The organism is Microcoleus sp. S28C3 (assembly GCF_036700785.1).
GTDB classification, from domain to species: domain Bacteria; phylum Cyanobacteriota; class Cyanobacteriia; order Cyanobacteriales; family Microcoleaceae; genus Microcoleus; species Microcoleus asticus.
Genome location: NZ_JAUBPO010000090.1, coordinates 14,128 through 31,074, shown reverse-complemented (window position 1 = coordinate 31,074; position 16,947 = coordinate 14,128). Strand labels below are relative to the sequence as shown.

Below are 16,947 nucleotides of genomic sequence, written 5' to 3'. Positions count from 1 at the left end.
CCAAGCTTGTCGCCAGCGACCGTTGCCGTTCAAGACTCACGAACAATGCCTAAATAAGGAACACCTTGACAGGGCTGCTCCCTCAAACCCCCACATTATGATAAATTGTCCCGTACTCATGAACGATCGCACTCCGCAATCTCCCAGTTCATCGCATCATCTGGAAACAGCGACAACTGCCCCGGCGATACGTTGGACTGACCGCGATTGTGATAGGACAAATGGCAGGCGGTACACAACGCTATTAAGTTTTCGAGGCGGTTGTCCTCCGGTATCCGGTTGCGGTGGTGCACGGTCAAAGTTAAGGCACAGCGTTCGGATTTGGTTAAGCCGCTTTGTTTGCCGGGTCGGAGGCACTGTTGGCGGCATTTAGCGCAGCGCCAAAGAGCGCTTTCTTTCACGGAGAGCGCAATCTGTTGCCAATTGTCGGGATACCTCTTTGGTTTAGCCATAGCAGTAAAAGCTCATCTTTCTAAAATATGGCGATCGCTTTTGTTGCCATTACTTAGAATACCGCCTCATCCGGGCATAAAAGCGATCGCGAAACGGCTGATTTACTTGTCCGACACAATCAAGGTAGAGGAAGCCGATCGTCCAAATTCTTCGGGAGCGTATTGTAAATGAGCTTCCGCACCCGGCCAGAGATAGGTTCCGGGGGTGACGGAACGGACGAGGTAGTGGAGGCTGTAGACTCCGGGTTCGAGGCGATCGCTATAGGCAACAACGCGATCGCGATACATCGTTTTATACTCAATTTGCCAGCTATCACCTTGAGCTTCTACCGCCTTTGTAGAGGTTTGAAAACTGTTATCAATTGGCTCGAAACCAGCAGGTAATTGATCAGTAATTACCACACAATCCACAGGACGATCGGCGATAATTTCCAAACCGATATCAAACACTTGTCCAACTCCCAAAGTCAGCGGTTGAGGAATAGAAAGTTGCTGCTTTCCTAACATTTTATCCTGACCCGCTGACCGAATTTTTCGCACTACTCGCAACCCGTTTAAGCGTCCAGGTTGATTTCCCTGCAAACGATAGCCGTAATTAACTACATAGTGCATAGTACCTTGACCAGATTTTTCAATGATTAAATCACCATTGCGCGGTAATTGATCTGTAGCTACAATAATAAATTGACTGGGATTGCGGTAGCCATCAAATTGAATTAAATCTAACGTTTTACCCGCTAATTTTACGGTAGCTTGAAACTTTGGTGGTGTGGGTTTAGTTTCGCTGTAATCTACTAAAGCTGCAAGTGCTTCTGAGTTGTCATAAGTGCTTTGCCAAGTGCCATCGCGCCGTAGATTTAGTAGACTTTGCAGTAAGCGATCGATATCTGATGCCTTGCTTTTTTGAGCGATAAATAGTCGCAAAGCTTGAGATTGAATAGCGGTAGGAGATGCTATCCAGCTTAAATTTTGAGGCAGATTAGCCGTAGCTGTACGACCAGTGATATAGATGTTTTTTTGCAACTCGTTAGTCAGCAATTTAGACTCATCTTGCCAGTCTGTGAACTGCGATAGATAACGGGCTAGCTCAATTTGAGTGACTGGATTATATTCACTTCGCTGCTGATAGATATCTGCGAGAAAGTCATTGCGTTTTTCGCCTAATTTTGCTAAGGCAATCAGAGATGATAACCTTACCTGATTCTTGCAAATTTGCTTTTGGCAAAACTCATATTGTCCGGGGTCAGCAAGAGTTTTCTTTAAATAGTCTGTCAGGCGAGACAGCATCCCAGCATTGACTGTATTGGGAAAAGCCTTAGATGCAGATGCGATCGCACTTGCAGTATAAGGTGTCAAAAATGGATTGGATTGTGCTTGTCCGGGATAAGAAGCAAAACCGCCATCTGATTGCTGAAGTTTTGATAGTTTTTCAAGTGCAATCGCCGCTGCTTTACTTGGGTTAAAATCTTTCAAACTTTGAGCATACTTTTGAGAAAGAGTTTGCAAATTAGCTGCAATTAATAACTGACTAGCTACTGGTTCCAAAAATGGTAATTGTTCATCCTGCAAAACTTGTTTCGCCGGTGCAATAATTTCTGGTATCAATGTACTAGCTAGGGAAATCTCCAAACCGCCGACACCTGACACCACATTTCGATCGACCTTCAGCGGAATTTTTACCTGATTTACAGTTGTCCCTGTTTCCACAACATTTTCTGTAACTTCTAAAGATTTCACCTCTAAAGGCACTTCAAACGCATCCACGTTGCCATTTAATTGTGTGGTAAATTGAATTTTAGAGTCACCAGCATTACTCGCCAAAATGGGGAAACGATAAGCATGAGTTCCCGACTGAACCTGAGTTTTTAGATTCGCCGATATTGGGGTATTACCTTCAAATTTCACAGCACCGGCCACTTGACCGTTAATTGTCAGATTGCCTTTTTGCTGAGTATTGTTAGTAACAGATAAGCCAGCTTGGATGCGATCGCCGGGACGCGCAAACTGCGGTAAAATAGGATGAGAAATCAGCGATTTAGTGGTAATAAATGTTGTCTCTCCCTCGCCAAAATCTAAATTGCCATCAGTAGCAACAGCCATCACACGCCAAGTTGTTAAGTCGTCAGGAAGTTTGAATTTAACACTCGCTTTCCCATTAGTATCTGTAACAACAGAACCATTGTAGTAAGCCAAAGCTTGAAAATCTTTGCGGACGCGAGTATTTGCTGCACCTGTAGAGAATCCACCGCCATAACCCCAACCTTTTGCCAGCGGTGAGGCGATATTTTCTAATACTACATTCTGTCGATTATCGTTGAAGCGGGTAGAAATTGACTGTTCAGCATAGACAGTTTTTACCAAATCTGGCGGGCGATATCCAGTTAGTTGCAGCACGGCTTCATTGACAACCATAACTGTAAATTGTCCCTTGATTGGCTTCCCTCGATTGTCTTGCAATTGCAGTTGTACCGTTTCCTCTGCACCGGGTTGTAATTCTGTTTGCTGGGGAGTGACTTGGACTTTCAAATATTTAGCATCTAAACTGGTTTGAAAAGGAGCAAAGCCAATTTTTACCAGTTGTTCTAGACTTCCAGGTTCCAACTCTTTTAAACTCTTGCCTTGACGGATTAGCACAGCTTCTACCGCTGCATTTGGCAACATTTCTGGCGTTACTTGGAACTGGATTTGAGGAGCACCTCCCTTAACTTGAGTGACAGTTTGATAGAGATTTTTATCGCGGACAACTGCAAAGTATAACTCTGCTTCTGGATAAGGTGATTGAATTAAAGCTGTTGCCGTTTCACCTGGTTGATAGCTTTTTTTATCGAGTTTAACTTCCAGACGATTATTATCGTATCTGTTACCCCAGCTTACGACATTTTCGCCTGTTGCCCAAATCTGTAAATCAGTGGCAGTTACTTCATTATTACCATCAGCAAAATTAGCTCGAATGCGAAAAGAACCAGATTCAGGAGGATTGAGAAATATTGTTTGAGGATTACTGCCAGATTGTACCTCTGTTTTTGCTACTGTTTTGTATTCAATTTGATTGATAGAATTGCGACTACCTTCGACTACTTGAGTGACGCTGCTGTAGTTGATTTTTTGCAGTTCAACGCGGACTTTTTGACCTTCTAGTAGTTTTCCTGTAGGATCGGTAACGATGAGTTGAATGGGTAAAGGTTTACCTGCATCGGCAACGAAATTAGTCTGCAAACCAATTAGGCGGTTACTGGGTAAAGCAGTAAATGTTTGAGAATCTGATACAGACAAATTTGAAACATCCGAGACTTCGATATCTACTCGATAATTCATCGGATAGAGCAAATCTTTGGCGACTGTAAATGTTTGATTTCCTTTACCGCTAGCATCTAATACGGCATTTTGTTGCAGTACATCAGTGGGAACATTTGGTCTTTCTTCTGGCCAAAACCACTGCCGCCCAAAGGCGAATTGTTCCCAACCTTTCGGGGTAAATTCTGCTTGGCGGCGAGTGACATAATATTTGGCTTTTCCGCCTTCCAGTGGCGAACCAAACAGATAATTACTTTGAGCATTCGCCTCGATTTTATCGTCAATCAGTGCAATTTTTTTATTAAGGCTTAAATCTACCTTAAAATTGGGTGGTTTGAATTCAGCAATCCGAAATTGACCGGAAATTTCCGCTCCGCTTGCTCCTTTAGCTAGAATAGAATAGTAGCCTAAAGGTTGATTGCTGTCGATGGGCAATTTGAGGGAAAATGTGCCAAAATCATTAGTTGTATGAGTGCCTAAATCAGTTTTTGTACCGCTTGGAGTTTGCAGCGTGACTGCATAACTAGCATTTTTGTCTTGCTTGATAACTCCATTTTGAAGATAATAGGCAGTTCCAGTAAACCAAGCTTTTTCTCCTGGTTGATAAAGTTGTCTGTCTGAGAAGATTGTACCGCGCGATTGGGGCTTGTTACTGTTCCAAGTGTCTCCCTCAATGCCGTAGCCATAAGCACCGCTATATTCTTCTGTTCTGGCAAATGCCCAGTCTTTGTTTTCGCGGGCAATGACTAATAATTTTGGTGCTTTTTCAAATCCGCCCGATCGAGATTGAATACACTTCTCTAAATTCTCACGGCTTAGCAGTAATGCACCGTTATTGTCAGTTTTACCTGTTGCACAAGGAGTAGGTTGAGGGCTAGATTTTGCCTCTAATTGGGATTCATAAATCTCGACTGATGCTGCTACTGGAGAACCGTCATCGAGATGGTGTACTCGAATTAAACCTGACTCTGGAAACCACTGCGTAAATACTCCCAAATTAGTCAACTGAACTAAGCCATAATTGGCAGGTTCTCGCCATTGCTGTTTACCCTTTTCATCCGACGAGTAAAGATTGGTGCGTGCTTGCACTCCATAGGCAAGCATTCCTGTTGCCGAACCTAGCTTTTCTCGTAAGGGAACTGTTATGTTATTTGTCTGATTTTTCTTAGCTGAAATTCGGAAAGTTTGCCACTCCGAAGGATTGGAAAGTAAATCATTTCGCTCCCCCCTGGGATATGCGTCAGCAGTATAAACTAAATCAGTGGGTAGAACGACCTTATAAGCTGCTTTGTACTGGGATTCTGGCAAATTTACTGTGGAAATATTTAGTTGTAAGTCTTTACCTGCGGGAAAAATATTTAACCCTGTCGGTGTCCAAATTTCGCCCGAGACATCGCCTGTTTCATACTGCAATGTGACTGGTTTACCCAAGGTTTGACCGAATTTATCTTTAAGGTTAGCACCAATAGTAACAGTATATTGTTGTGCTGGTTCTAAACTCCAAGGGTTGAGACTAATCAAGGGTTCATTGTCATAGGCTTGAACAAGTGTAGGAGATTTTTTAGGTGGGGGATTAACGGTGATATTTTCCTGCGCTGAATCGGCGACAATACCGTTATTAAATTGTAACTGACCGCTGCCTTTTACGAACCGCCCATAAGCACCGCCAGCATCGGGTTGTCCCAAAAATTTAAGAGCTTGAAATGCCAAGGGCGAATAAGTTTGTACCTGACTGACGAATGGTGTTTCGCTGGGAAGATTGCCGCGAAGTGGTAGCAAGCCAGAGTCAAATTGTAGGCGGTACTGAGTGGACTTTTCTAGTGTTTGTTGGGGAACTATAGTATAATTAAAAGCGCGAACAGATGGGTCGAACTTTTCTTCTGGAGTTTGCCGTTCTTCTGATTTTGTCTCTGCTTTTTCTAACTCTACTTTAAGTGGCACAGTTTTTGTCTGTCCCTCTGGCATTAGTTTCAAATGCTCTTGCACTGAAGCTAAATCTAATTCTACATTTGATGTAAATTTCAGTGTAGGCTTTAACTCAATGGGTTGGAATTCTGAATTCTCTGGCTGAGAAGTTGGTAAATTTGACAGTTGGATGGGTTCTGTGTTAAATGTCCAAGCTAAATCTTTGTCGAGGCGGTGATTTTTTAAATCGGTTAAACCTGCTTTGATGGCGATTTGAATGCGAGTAGCTTTGGGTAATGCTTGTTCGGGTTGAAATCCGACCATGCGCGGGGTTAAAAAACGAAATTTACCGGGGATAGCAGGTTGAATTTCAAATAGTTTTAGTTGACTTTGCTGTTTGGAACTATCAAGGCTTGCAACTGGAATTAATGCTTCTTTAAACCGAATCCGAATTTGGTTGAGAGGTTCAGCTTTTCCAGTAGGGCTAATTTCTTCAATCCAGTCTACCAGTTGCGGAGAATTTAGGGGAGCAACTGAGGGAAGTGCCTCAATTTTTGAGGATTTATTCGTGACTCCACAGGTTGTTATTGCCAGCGCGAGCGTGAAGACAAGTACCGCACCTATCCATTTTTTAAATTTCATAATTGATATCTTTTTTACGGATACTTGATCTACAGTTGACGCGATTGAGTTTCCAGATAAATTTATTAATTTTTTAACTCAACCACAGCCAGGAGTATATAGGCTTTCTCACAAAGATGAGAGAGACGAGATTCTCTGAATATCGGGACTTTCAAGCCTTATTACATTAGTCCTGGACGCAATTGTCACAATTGGTAAAGTGCGTCAGTTCCCGAAACTCTGAATCATCGTTCAAAAAATGCACAGCCACGCACCCTACAGTTTAACTTTCGTATGCCAGTTGCGTAAGCCCTGTACAGACCTCATGTACCTGAGAAAGGCTATATCAATCATTAAAGTTAACAATTTTATAAGGGTAAGGATTTTGTATTGTTTCTTAATGAGGTGGGAACCCGGTAGTTTCTGGAAACAAGTATCTTGGGGTTGTAGTCTTTTGTGAATCCGGTAGATGCGTTTCTCGAACGGAAATATAGCCTTTATTACTTATTAACGATCGCACATCATGTTACTGAGAAAGGCTATAGATTAAACCTTTGTTGGCTGAGGGATTAATTGATGAGGATATTGAGGCTGTTGCTGATTAAAATTATCCAAAAAGTTTGGCCCAAATATAGAAACCCGAAATTTAGTCTATTTTTGGTGTTAGTATTAATTTGTCTAATCGTGCGATCGCTTCCTTATCTTGCACCCATCCGTACTGCTGACATCGCCCAGGATCAGTCGGCGATCGAATTTAGCGATCGCAACGGACTCCCCCTGGGCACTATTCTCACTCGCGACCAAGAACATACCGCCGCAGTACCCTTAAATCAAGTTTCTTCTCACTTTGTGCGAGCAATTATCGCCGCTGAGGACAGCCGATTTTATCAACATGGTGCCACAGATGCGATTGCTATCGCGCGATCGCTCCTCGAAGCTGCACAAGCCAAACACGTAGTCAGCGGTGCTTCCACCATCACCATGCAGTTAGCACGGATGCTAGAGCCTGCTCCTCGCACATTGCCTCACAAAGTAAGAGAAATTTGGCTATCTTGGCGTATTTTTGCCGGCATGAATAGAGATGAAATTCTCGAATCTTACATCAACAGATTACCCATGAGCGGCAATATTTACGGTGTAGAAGCCGCTTCTCGCACCTATTTTGGCATTTCCGCCGCCGACGATCTCAATCTTGCTCAAGCCAGCCTTTTAGCAGCCATTCCTAACGATCCAAATAATCTCAATCCTTACTACCGTTGGCAATCGTTAAAAAAACGGCAAACTTACGTACTCGATCGCATGGTCAAGGACAAATATATCACGCGTTCGCAGGCAGAACGAGCCTTAACTGAAGAAATTTTACTCGTACCAGTCAAGCAGGGAATTATTGCCGCACCTCACTTTTTATTCTGGCTATCCAATCAATTACCTAAGCAGCATCCGTCTCATATTCGCACTACTATCGATCGTTCTTTACAGCAGTTTGTTGAAGCACAAGTGCAGCAAGTCGTCAACACTTTATCTCCCCATAATGTCCATAATGCTGCAGCTTTAGTCATCAATAATCATACTGGGGAAATTTTAGCTTATGTCGGTTCTCCTGATTATTTTAATCAAACAGAAATAGGTCGGAATGACGGAGTGCAAGCCTTACGTCAGCCTGGTTCTACTCTTAAACCTTTCTTGTATGAATTAGCCTTAGAAAAACGTGCCATTAGAGCCAATACGATTTTGGCAGATGTACCGACTTATTATGCCATTCCTGGTGCCAAACTTTATAGCCCTACTAATTATAACGCTCGCACCTTTTTAGGTCCAGTGAGGGTGCGAATTGCCTTAGCAAATTCCCTCAATATTCCAGCAGTAAGAGTATTAGAAAAGGTGGGAGTTCCTAGCTTCCTCAATCGGCTACATGAACTAGGTTTTGAGCATTTAACTCAACCTCCAGAATACTATGGCTTGGGGTTAGTTTTAGGTAGTGGTGAAGTGAGTTTGTTTGAGTTGGCTAGGGCTTATGTTACGTTGGCGAGACAAGGACAATTAACGCCTATTTTAAGTACATTTAAAAATGCCGATAAAATTCCTAATTCTCAACCTATAATCGAGCGAAAAGCAGCGGCTTTAATTATTAATATGCTAAGCGATACTCACGCCCGCGCTCAAGAATTTGGGGTGGATTCGGTGTTAGCTTTACCCTTTCCTACGGCGGTGAAAACTGGAACTTCTTCTGATTTTCGGGATACTTGGACGGTGGGTTTTACTACTGATTATACTGTTGCTACTTGGGTCGGAAATTTTAATGGCGATCGCATGAAAAAAGTCTCTGGAGTTATGGGTGCTGCACCCCTCTGGAATCACATTATGCTACACTTACACGAACATCAAGAACCTGCGGCTTTTCCGACCTTGAAAGGGTTAGTACAGCGCCCTATTTGTGCTATTTCTGGGTGGCGACCTAACCCTGATTGTCCGTCAGTTGTGCAAGAATATTTTTATCCTGAAGATATTAGTAAGTACGAAACTGAGTCAGGGAGTTTAAAGTTATCTGAAGAGTATAACGGCTGGTTAGCAAAGCAGAGTAAATCTAGTTTGACTAACAGTAATTTCAAAATAGTCTTTCCTCAAAATGATGATTATTTTGTGATAAACTATAATAAAAATGCACGGCTAGAGTTTAAATTATCAGGAGTAAATAATACCCCTATCGAGTGGTGGTTGAATGGTAAGAAGTTAGCCACGCAGTCCTCTAATTCGCTCTTCTGGCCTCTGAAATCTGGAGAGTGGAATTTGCAAGCTAAATCAGGTGGAATGGTTGATACCGTGAGGTTTAATGTGCAGGTTGCCAACAATAAATCCCTGCGGAGTGGCTTTTCGTTTGTTGGCAATTCAACCTCTTTACCGACTGGCAAATAGAATTAAAAGGAGACTTTTACTTCAGTAGTTCGGAAGACAATCCTACATAATCGTTCGCTAAACTAGCGTAGTTGTAGGAGCGCTTGCATTTCTGCTCAGTTAATCCCTTGTCAATTGGCTAATTTTAGCTTAATCTGATTCTGATAGCCTATTGAATCGAAGAAACCAACGATAAAAAAGTTAATGCCCTTACTATTGGGTGCCGTATTCCTGTGCAACACTGTTGCTTGTCATTCGTCAAGCGATCCGATAGCCAACACTTCTGCTCCGGCTAATCAAAGCCCAAATCCTGTATCTAAGCTCTTCAGCCCTACGTCCGGCAAGCTTAAAAATCAGCCAGCGGGCGTCCCTGCTGGAACCAGTTTTGATACCATTCTCCAACAAGATTTGTCCGCGGGTAAAAACCGCGATAACGAGCGTTTTACTCTGCGAGTCAAAGGAGGCAATAAAACTCTTAAAGATGCCGTGATTCAGGGACATCTGGAAGATGTCGTCAAAGCAGCTCAAGGCAAAAAATCGAGTTTGCATCTAGTTTTTGATGACATTCAACTCGCAGATCGCTCAGCTTATCCCATTGATGTTACTGAGCGTGAATACTCAGGTAGAAACAAAAACCAAAGGCAAGTTTGTGCAGAATGCTGGCATTATTTTAGCTGGAGCAGCGACCTGTCATTTCCTCGGCAATCAAGCGAAATTCAAGCATGATGCTGTAGCTGGGGGTGCAGCAACAGCGGCTTATGTCAAGTCTTGTCCTGGTGGTGAAGTTGTCCTTCAAAAAGGAACCAATGTTAAGTTGAAACTTAAAACGCCTCTCGATACTAGCCCATAAGAAATTGTGCTTTTTTAGACTGCATGGATGTAGAGAACGGAGGCGATTGAGTACCAATCGAAGGATCTCGCTCGTACAGAATAATTTACCTCCGTTGAAGGTAACAGTAGAACAGATTTTACAGGAGTTGCTAGATACGTGAGTTCAGCACTATCAAACCTTCGCGTTCCTGGCAGCAGCGTTTTTCCCAAGAATTTCTGATGACGGTAAAAGCGCCCCGTTGTCGCTCCGCACTCCAAGCGTCTTTACTCGCCAGACAAGTGGTTGGAACGCATGAGTGAGGGTTCAATGCCTGGGCGACCGATTGGGTATTCTACTCGTCGTGCTCTCTCCCCAGTTCGGTTGTGACTCGGCCCGCCTAGCCTACTTTTTAGAACAGGTTCCCCTTTTATCGAAGTAGCTGTCGAATTCCGACACTATCGCTGGCACACGGAAGAGGTATTTTCGTTGTTGGAACGCTCAGGAGCAGCTTACTGCGCTCTCTTCGCGGGGCGCACCTGCCGTGTATCTCTCAAGCGCGCCCTAAAATTCCAAATGCTGCACGGCCCGCCGCTTAGTTTCCTCCCCACGCCTGTCATATTTGGCCGTAGTTACCGGAGAAGCATGACCCGCCAACTTTTGCACCGTCACAATATCCACCCCAGCATCAAGGAGGTCCGAGCAAAACGTGCGCCGGAAATCGTGGGGACTAAAAGACTCCACCCCAGCGAGAAACGCCCGCCGCTGCACAATCTTCAACACACCATCCTCCGTCATCCGCCGGCGCTGAATTTCTCCCCCCTTCCGAATCGGGTACAACAGAGGCCCAGTCGCCTCTCCCCTCAACTCCAGCCACTCGGACACTAAAACGCAAGCAGACTCCGGGAGGTAAACCGTCCTGTCTTTCTTGCCCTTGCCCTCTCGGACGAACAGCGCTCCCGTAGATAGATTGAAATCTCGCTTCAAGAGATTGACCGCTTCAGAGCGACGGATGCCGCCCCCTCGCAAGATAGCAATCAGCGCCGAGTCCCTAACATCAATAGGGGTCTTACCAGAGCAGCTTTCCATCAATGCAGCAATCTCACAGAGCGTTAGCGCCCGCCCCCTAACTTTTCCCGATTGCTTGATACTCCTGACATCCACCGCTTTACTGTAATCTATGGGGTCGATTAAATCCAACCGCAGAGCTTCCTTCAACACCCGTCGCAGGGCGCACAGCATTTGGTTCACCGTCGCGGGAGCGTACTTTTTCTCAAGGAGGGCAGAGCGCAGAGCCGCCGTATGTCTGTAGCGCAATGCCGCCCAATTCAAAGTCATTGCGTCGCACTCCCCACCTGTCAGCATTCGGGCCATGATATTGAGTCCTTCTCTCATGGTTGCCTTTGACCGCTCGCTACCCAAACTGTCGAGGTACACTGCTGCTGGGTGCTGAGTCAGGGGTACCGGACAGGGCAGATTCAATGTTTCCGGCTGTTGCTCTCCAATTCGGTTGAGCATTTACTCTTTCAAAGTGACATTATAAATACTAAATTTTACGCCTTTAACGGCGCCAAATATCGATCGATTTGGCTCTTCCCTCGTGAACCCTCACCGTATGGGAACGGACTCGTGTGTTCGCTCCTGTTCGTAGAAGAAGAACACCTTTATGCAGCTTTAGCCTGTTTTTTTGGGCTAGTGGCTGTGGAATCGCCTGATATTGCTTTATCGCTGGTGGGTGGGAGAGTTATGCTCCGTGGGGGGAATTTTTGGGGAGTGCGATCGCGAATGGCTGTAATGATATGATGGCGGAATGGCAATCAATACTGCTCGGTTAAGCAATTTCATGGGTATGATATGTCAGCTAAAGATATCTTTCACAATGCTGTTCGTTCAGCTTTAGAAAAAGAGGGATGGATCATTACTCACGATCCTCTTTTTATCAAGGTAGAGGAACTTGATTTTTTTATCGATTTAGCAGGGGAGAAAATTTTAGCAGCAGAGAAAGATGGCTTCAAGATTGCTGTAGAGATTAAGTCTTTTATCGGTGCATCTGATTTAGCCAGCTTTTATATAGCTTTGGGTCAATTTCTCAGCTATCGTTCTGCCCTGAGAAAAAAACAACCAAACAGAATTTTGTATTTAGCAATAAACCAAGATGTGTATAATGATTTTTTCAGCAATCGTTTTATTCAAGAATTAATCGCAGAGCATCAGCTCAAATTACTTATTTTTGATGCTATTAAAGAGGGGATACTTTTATGGAAAGAGTAAACTACAGAGAATTAATTCAAACAATTCTGTCTCAACACTCAAGGAATGACTTGGATACTGAAACAGAAGTTCAATTACTTTTTGATACCGAACGGGAGCATTATCATGTGGTTCATTTGGGCTGGGACGAGCAAAAACGGGTTTACGGCTGTGTGATTCACGTTGATATAAAAGATGGTAAATTTTGGATTCAGAGGGATAGAACGGAAGCAGGAATAGCGAATGAGTTAGTAGCCGCCGGAGTTCCCAAGGAAGATATTGTTTTAGCTTTTAAAGCCCCTTACGTGCGTCAATTTACTGATTTTGCAGTGGGGTAATTGGGATACGGAGGATTTACATTTTCATCAAAAATAAAGTATTTAGTTTTGTCACGCGAGCGGAACTTACGCTCATAAACCGGGTTGATGTGAAAATCCTGTGTTTGGAGATGTCGAGGAATAGCATTGGGGAAGAGATTCATAATCCGGGTTAGCTACCCCCTTTATCATCGGCAGAAAGAAACTCACTTTCTGCGATTGCAGAAGAATCTGCGCGCTCGTTATTTTCCCTCAGCAAGATTGTCAGCTTCCCGCTATCTTGGCAACAAGCCAAGACTTCTGGCTGATAAAATATGCAAAAAGATCATAATTTCAGTTAAGAGAGTGAAAATAACCATCGCAATGATGCGAATCGAGTTAATCTAACTCTCGAAAAAACTGAAAATCTCTCTTTACATCATGTGGCTGAACTATTGCGATGTTGATAAACTCGATTGATGTCAACTGGAAAGAAGGGAAGAGCGCCTGACGGGGGGACAACAAGAGTCAGAACACAGATATAATCAAGGACATAGCCCTCATACCCCTCTGAAAAAATGGTAGTTTGTTTCGCCTGATTCTCATTAATGAGCGTAATAATCTCTCGACTTGCATTCCATACCAATTACCCAGTATTGACCATATAATCCTATCCAAAAACTACTAGAACGACGTATTGAGCGCCCGTATTCAACTAACCTGCCCACATATTTCGGCACTCCCATCGTCTTGATTTTTTGACCTTGAATCACACCACAACTGTAAGCAATGGCTATCAATAATATCAAACTGCTTAAACGCCAGGGCTGTTTCATTCTAGTTGAGTAGTTGTAGGAGACCGCAATCATAATCACTCCAGACCGCAATCAGAGTTTTTTTGAGACAAAATTAAATGCAACTGAAGCCAAACTTCAGACCAGATTAAATGAAATACAGACCAGATTAAATGCAACCAGACCGCAATCATCCAACCGAGACCGCATTAAATGCAACTAGCTCCCTGACCTCAAACACTGAAACTCAGTCAAGCTAAAACCTTTATCTGGAAAACAATCCAGCCATCAGTACAGTCGGCCCAGAGCAGAGCGTCTCGCTGTAAGTCAAGGTTTTAGTCGAGGGTTGAAATCCGTGCGTAGCCAACGAGCATATACTCGTGCCTCTGTTTTGAGGGCGAAGTGTAAGGGAATGTTACATAACTAACTATCAGTCTACGTTTTTGAGACACAGATTTTGAGATAAGTTTTGCAACAGTTTTTGGTGGGGTGAAGCCAGTTTCTGGTTGGAGCGGGTGTTGCAAAAACGGTCGTTTTTGCAGCAGTTTCTGAGGAGAATTTAGATCGAGCCGATATGATGTTTGATTTGTAAAGGGTGGAGCAAGCAATTATTAAGGAGCCTCAACTTTTTAGCTCGGCTGAATTTTGGTTGGTTGCATTTAATCAGGTCTCGTTTGCATGATGCGGTCTGGTTGCATTTAATTTGGTCTCATTTGCATTTAATCTGGTCTGAAATTTGGCTTCAGTTGCATTTAATTTTGTCTCAAAAAAACTCTGATTGCGGTCTGGAGTGATTATGATTGCGGTCTCCTACACCTATCCTGCGATGCGATAGAGTGAAACTGGGCAAAATGTCGCACTTATAAATTCGTAAAAACCTAGCGAAGAGGAGGTTACTTGAATTTTGTAGAAATTGGATATAACTCATAAGATATTGGGACAAGTCAGGTAAAAGTTCTGGCTAGCAAATCTGCAATCTGGCGATCGATGTTGGTCTGCTGAAAACGTCGTCTAGCCATCTCGTAGGCCGATTGGGCGATCGCGAGCGTATACTCAGGTTGGTTATGACAGGTATTAATAACTTCTGCGAGTTGGTCTGGCTTACCGGGAGGAACCAAAAAGCCATTGATGCCCGGTTCTATTAATTCAATAGCCCCTCCAGATTGAGCAGCAACTATAGGTCTACCACACAGCATAGCCTCGACAATAACTCTCCCAAAAGGTTCGGGTGCGGTTGAGGTATGTGCAACTAAATCACAAATTGCCATTAACTGCGGAATATCTGAACGAAAGCCTAAAAACTTAACTCGATCTTCAAGTCCTAATTCTGCCACTTGTTTGTGTAATTGCTGGACATAATCCTGCTCGCCAAAGAGCGCATCACCCACTAAAATAGCTGTTACATTTTTGGGACAGTAGGTAAGTGTTTCAATTAAAATATGTTGACCTTTCCAAGGTGACAATCGGCTGAAATGACCTACGATAAATTGCCCATCAAGTTCTAGCTGTGTCTTGAGTTGGCTACTTTTAGAGTGATCGCTCTGATAGACTTCAGGCTCAAAGCCATTGTAGACAACATCGATTATGTCCGAGCGTCCTCCTGCTTCTAGGAAAGCAGTCTGACTTGCTTTAGAGTTAGCAATAACCAATGATGCAAAGCGATTAGCCAAAGTTACAGCTACTTTTAAGTTAGTTGGGCTGAAATGGTCTGTAGATAAAATGTCATGCAAATGATACACGAGAGGGCGACGACTCAAAAAGCTAGCTAATGCACCAACAACTAGAGCTTTTTGGGTGTTGGCGTAGATCAAATCGTATTGACGAGCTTTTTGAACAACTTTAGCAATCAAAGGTAGTAGCGCGGTTACACTACTTAAACTCTGTGTCAAGCTGCTTTCTTTACGAACTTTGATGGCTTCAGTCGCTAACACCTCAACGGGAATTTGCTGTTGCTCTAGTAATTGCCTAAAAGAACCATCTACAAATAAGCCAACTAGACAGCTATCTCGATAGGGTTTGGCAATATCTATTAGGCAAAGCTCTGCGCCACCAGGCTTACCGCTCTGGTCGAGAAAGAGTATTTTCATCCGTTTTTTACCTAAAAACTTTTTCATTTATTCTACAGGACTTACGCAATTTTTCAATTGTGAAACTATCTGTAGTGGTAAGGTGCGGTGTGCAAAGAACTCTACAAGTACAGTCCTGGGCCCAAGTTTCACAATTAGTCACGATATCTACTCTCATCAAGCCCTACATAATCCGTTCATAATGAAAATCTGGCACACCCTATAAGTCGATGCTCCTGTGCCAGTTGCGTAAATTCTAAACTAGAGTTTGTGCGTAATCCCTAGGCTTGTCAAAGAGAGGTGAAACCTCGTTCTTGTATATGCTGTATCCTCGAAACATCGTTAATTTTCCTGATAAGGACAAGCATAGGGATAAGTCCTATTCTAATTGTTTTGATACTCAGGCTAACAACACTTTTCTAACTTTTTGCGCGATTGTTGGCCAATCGAAATTTATAGCAGCGTATTCCTGACACGCTTCTCTAGAAGGCATGGGTACTTTTCCAGTTAGCAGTTCTTCCAATCGCTCAGCAATAGCTGTTGCCTCACAAGAAGCAGCAATCAAATTTGGTGAAAACGGCTCTAAAATTTCTGGCATTCCACCCACAGGAGTACATAGTGCTGGAGTGCCACAGGCGAGGGATTCTAGCACGGATAATCCAAACCCTTCTAAAGATTGGCTCGGCATCACACTTAGGTCGGCGGCTTGGTAAGCTATAGGTAGTTGGTCATCTGGCAAAAAGCCGAGAAATTTAACGTTGTCATTGAGTCCCAAATCTGCTGCTTGCTGCTCAAGAACCGCTTGTAGTGGCCCTTTGCCAGCGATCGCCAACCAGATATCAGGAATTTGAGGTTTAATCATTGCTATAGCGATTAACAGCTTATCGAGTCCAACTCGATGAACTAAGCGACGGGCTGTAAAGAGAATCCGGCGATTTTCAGGCCAGTTGATCTGCGTGCGGGCTTCAGGGCGCGATCGGTTGATTTGAAATCGCGAAAGATCGACACCGCCGGGAATTACGTGAATTTTGCTCCAAGGGACTTGATATTCTTGATGTAAAATCTCACCAAATGCTTTGCTCAGAACAATAAATCGATTGCAACGACGATAGACCCTTTGTTCCATCCAATGCTTCAAAAAAACGCTCAGTTTACCAGAACCCTCCTGCTTACTTTCCAAAGCCCAAGGCCCGTGAAAGGAAAAGGTAACAGGAACCCCCGGAGGTAAAACTTGCAAAAGAGGAAAACTATATAGTGCAAAATGCAGATTAATGGCATCGGGTTTTGCAGATTTTAGTTGCAAAAAATTGGAGCGAATCAGCCAAAGCCGTTCCCAGAGTCGATGTTCTGGTTCAGCTAAATTAGTGAGTTTTACGCTAGAATTTGACTGAGTTTTTGGTAGACCAACTCCACACAATTCAACTTGATCTTGACTGGCTGCTAGTTGATGCGTGAGCTCATATACATATCGATCCAGACCTCCCGGTGTTTTCGGAAACCATCCGATTCCGACGCAAAGAATGTTTGCTGCTGTAGCAGCAGGGTTAGTTGTATAGTTTTCCACTTGGT

The 16,947-nt window shown here is 43.6% G+C and carries 11 protein-coding genes; 5 read left to right on the top strand and 6 right to left on the bottom strand.

The genetic code is table 11. The features are described from left to right. Positions 1 to 116: 116 nt before the first annotated feature. Both QUA13_RS23655 and QUA13_RS23650 read right to left on the bottom strand, forming a co-directional pair. Positions 117 to 452: an HNH endonuclease gene (locus tag QUA13_RS23655; RefSeq protein ID WP_333202457.1), complete on the bottom strand. Its 336-nt coding sequence runs from the start codon at positions 450 to 452 to the stop codon at positions 117 to 119. 102 nt (positions 453 to 554) lie between these two features. After that, positions 555 to 6,293 (bottom strand): alpha-2-macroglobulin family protein, encoded by a 5,739-nt coding sequence (locus QUA13_RS23650; RefSeq protein ID WP_333202455.1) that lies wholly within the window; start codon positions 6,291 to 6,293, stop codon positions 555 to 557. A 555-nt stretch (positions 6,294 to 6,848) separates the two neighbouring features. Between QUA13_RS23650 and pbpC the strand changes: the two genes are divergently transcribed. Together pbpC and QUA13_RS23640 are read left to right on the top strand one after the other, a co-directional pair. After that, positions 6,849 to 9,185: a penicillin-binding protein 1C gene (gene pbpC, locus QUA13_RS23645; protein ID WP_333202453.1), complete on the top strand. Its 2,337-nt coding sequence runs from the start codon at positions 6,849 to 6,851 to the stop codon at positions 9,183 to 9,185. 183 nt (positions 9,186 to 9,368) lie between these two features. Then, positions 9,369 to 9,890 carry a hypothetical protein gene (locus tag QUA13_RS23640; protein WP_333202451.1) on the top strand — a complete coding sequence of 174 codons (522 nt, stop codon included), beginning with the start codon at positions 9,369 to 9,371 and terminating at the stop codon, positions 9,888 to 9,890. Between the two features lie 646 nt (positions 9,891 to 10,536). On the opposite strand, the gene QUA13_RS23635 is transcribed toward QUA13_RS23640, so the two are convergent. Next, positions 10,537 to 11,490, bottom strand: a complete 954-nt coding sequence (locus QUA13_RS23635) for a tyrosine-type recombinase/integrase (protein WP_333202449.1) — start codon at positions 11,488 to 11,490, stop codon at positions 10,537 to 10,539. A gap of 111 nt (positions 11,491 to 11,601) precedes the next feature. Between QUA13_RS23635 and QUA13_RS23630 the strand changes: the two genes are divergently transcribed. The 3 genes from QUA13_RS23630 to QUA13_RS23620 are packed head-to-tail and all read left to right on the top strand — an operon-like array spanning position 11,602 to position 12,560. Further along, a complete protein-coding gene (locus QUA13_RS23630; RefSeq protein ID WP_333202447.1) occupies positions 11,602 to 11,775 on the top strand; it encodes a hypothetical protein in 174 nt (57 codons plus the stop codon). 51 nt (positions 11,776 to 11,826) lie between these two features. Further along, positions 11,827 to 12,243 (top strand): XisH family protein, encoded by a 417-nt coding sequence (locus QUA13_RS23625; RefSeq protein ID WP_333202445.1) that lies wholly within the window; start codon positions 11,827 to 11,829, stop codon positions 12,241 to 12,243. Beyond that, complete coding sequence (locus QUA13_RS23620; RefSeq protein ID WP_333202443.1) at positions 12,231 to 12,560, top strand: XisI protein; 330 nt, start codon at positions 12,231 to 12,233, stop codon at positions 12,558 to 12,560. The genes QUA13_RS23625 and QUA13_RS23620 overlap by 13 nt, the downstream gene beginning before the upstream one ends. 563 nt (positions 12,561 to 13,123) lie before the next feature. Here the strand turns inward: QUA13_RS23620 and QUA13_RS23615 are convergent. From QUA13_RS23615 to QUA13_RS23605, 3 genes are all read right to left on the bottom strand, one after another. Next, positions 13,124 to 13,354 (bottom strand): hypothetical protein, encoded by a 231-nt coding sequence (locus QUA13_RS23615; RefSeq protein ID WP_333202441.1) that lies wholly within the window; start codon positions 13,352 to 13,354, stop codon positions 13,124 to 13,126. Between the two features lie 902 nt (positions 13,355 to 14,256). Further along, positions 14,257 to 15,426 carry a glycosyltransferase gene (locus tag QUA13_RS23610; protein WP_333202439.1) on the bottom strand — a complete coding sequence of 390 codons (1,170 nt, stop codon included), beginning with the start codon at positions 15,424 to 15,426 and terminating at the stop codon, positions 14,257 to 14,259. Between the two features lie 352 nt (positions 15,427 to 15,778). After that, entirely contained in the window at positions 15,779 to 16,942 is a 1,164-nt protein-coding gene (locus QUA13_RS23605; protein ID WP_333202437.1) for a glycosyltransferase family 4 protein, read from the bottom strand. Positions 16,943 to 16,947 lie beyond the last annotated feature (5 nt).

Bases quoted from the DNA above. Each gene is read 5' to 3' on its own strand.
- QUA13_RS23655 (WP_333202457.1), bottom strand. From the start codon at position 452: ATGGCTAAACCAAAGAGGTATCCCGACAATTGGCAACAGATTGCGCTC.
- QUA13_RS23650 (WP_333202455.1), bottom strand. From the start codon at position 6,293: ATGAAATTTAAAAAATGGATAGGTGCGGTACTTGTCTTCACGCTCGCG.
- pbpC (WP_333202453.1), top strand. From the start codon at position 6,849: ATGAGGATATTGAGGCTGTTGCTGATTAAAATTATCCAAAAAGTTTGG.
- QUA13_RS23640 (WP_333202451.1), top strand. From the start codon at position 9,369: ATGCCCTTACTATTGGGTGCCGTATTCCTGTGCAACACTGTTGCTTGT.
- QUA13_RS23635 (WP_333202449.1), bottom strand. From the start codon at position 11,490: ATGCTCAACCGAATTGGAGAGCAACAGCCGGAAACATTGAATCTGCCC.
- QUA13_RS23625 (WP_333202445.1), top strand. From the start codon at position 11,827: ATGTCAGCTAAAGATATCTTTCACAATGCTGTTCGTTCAGCTTTAGAA.
- QUA13_RS23620 (WP_333202443.1), top strand. From the start codon at position 12,231: ATGGAAAGAGTAAACTACAGAGAATTAATTCAAACAATTCTGTCTCAA.
- QUA13_RS23615 (WP_333202441.1), bottom strand. From the start codon at position 13,354: ATGAAACAGCCCTGGCGTTTAAGCAGTTTGATATTATTGATAGCCATT.
- QUA13_RS23610 (WP_333202439.1), bottom strand. From the start codon at position 15,426: ATGAAAAAGTTTTTAGGTAAAAAACGGATGAAAATACTCTTTCTCGAC.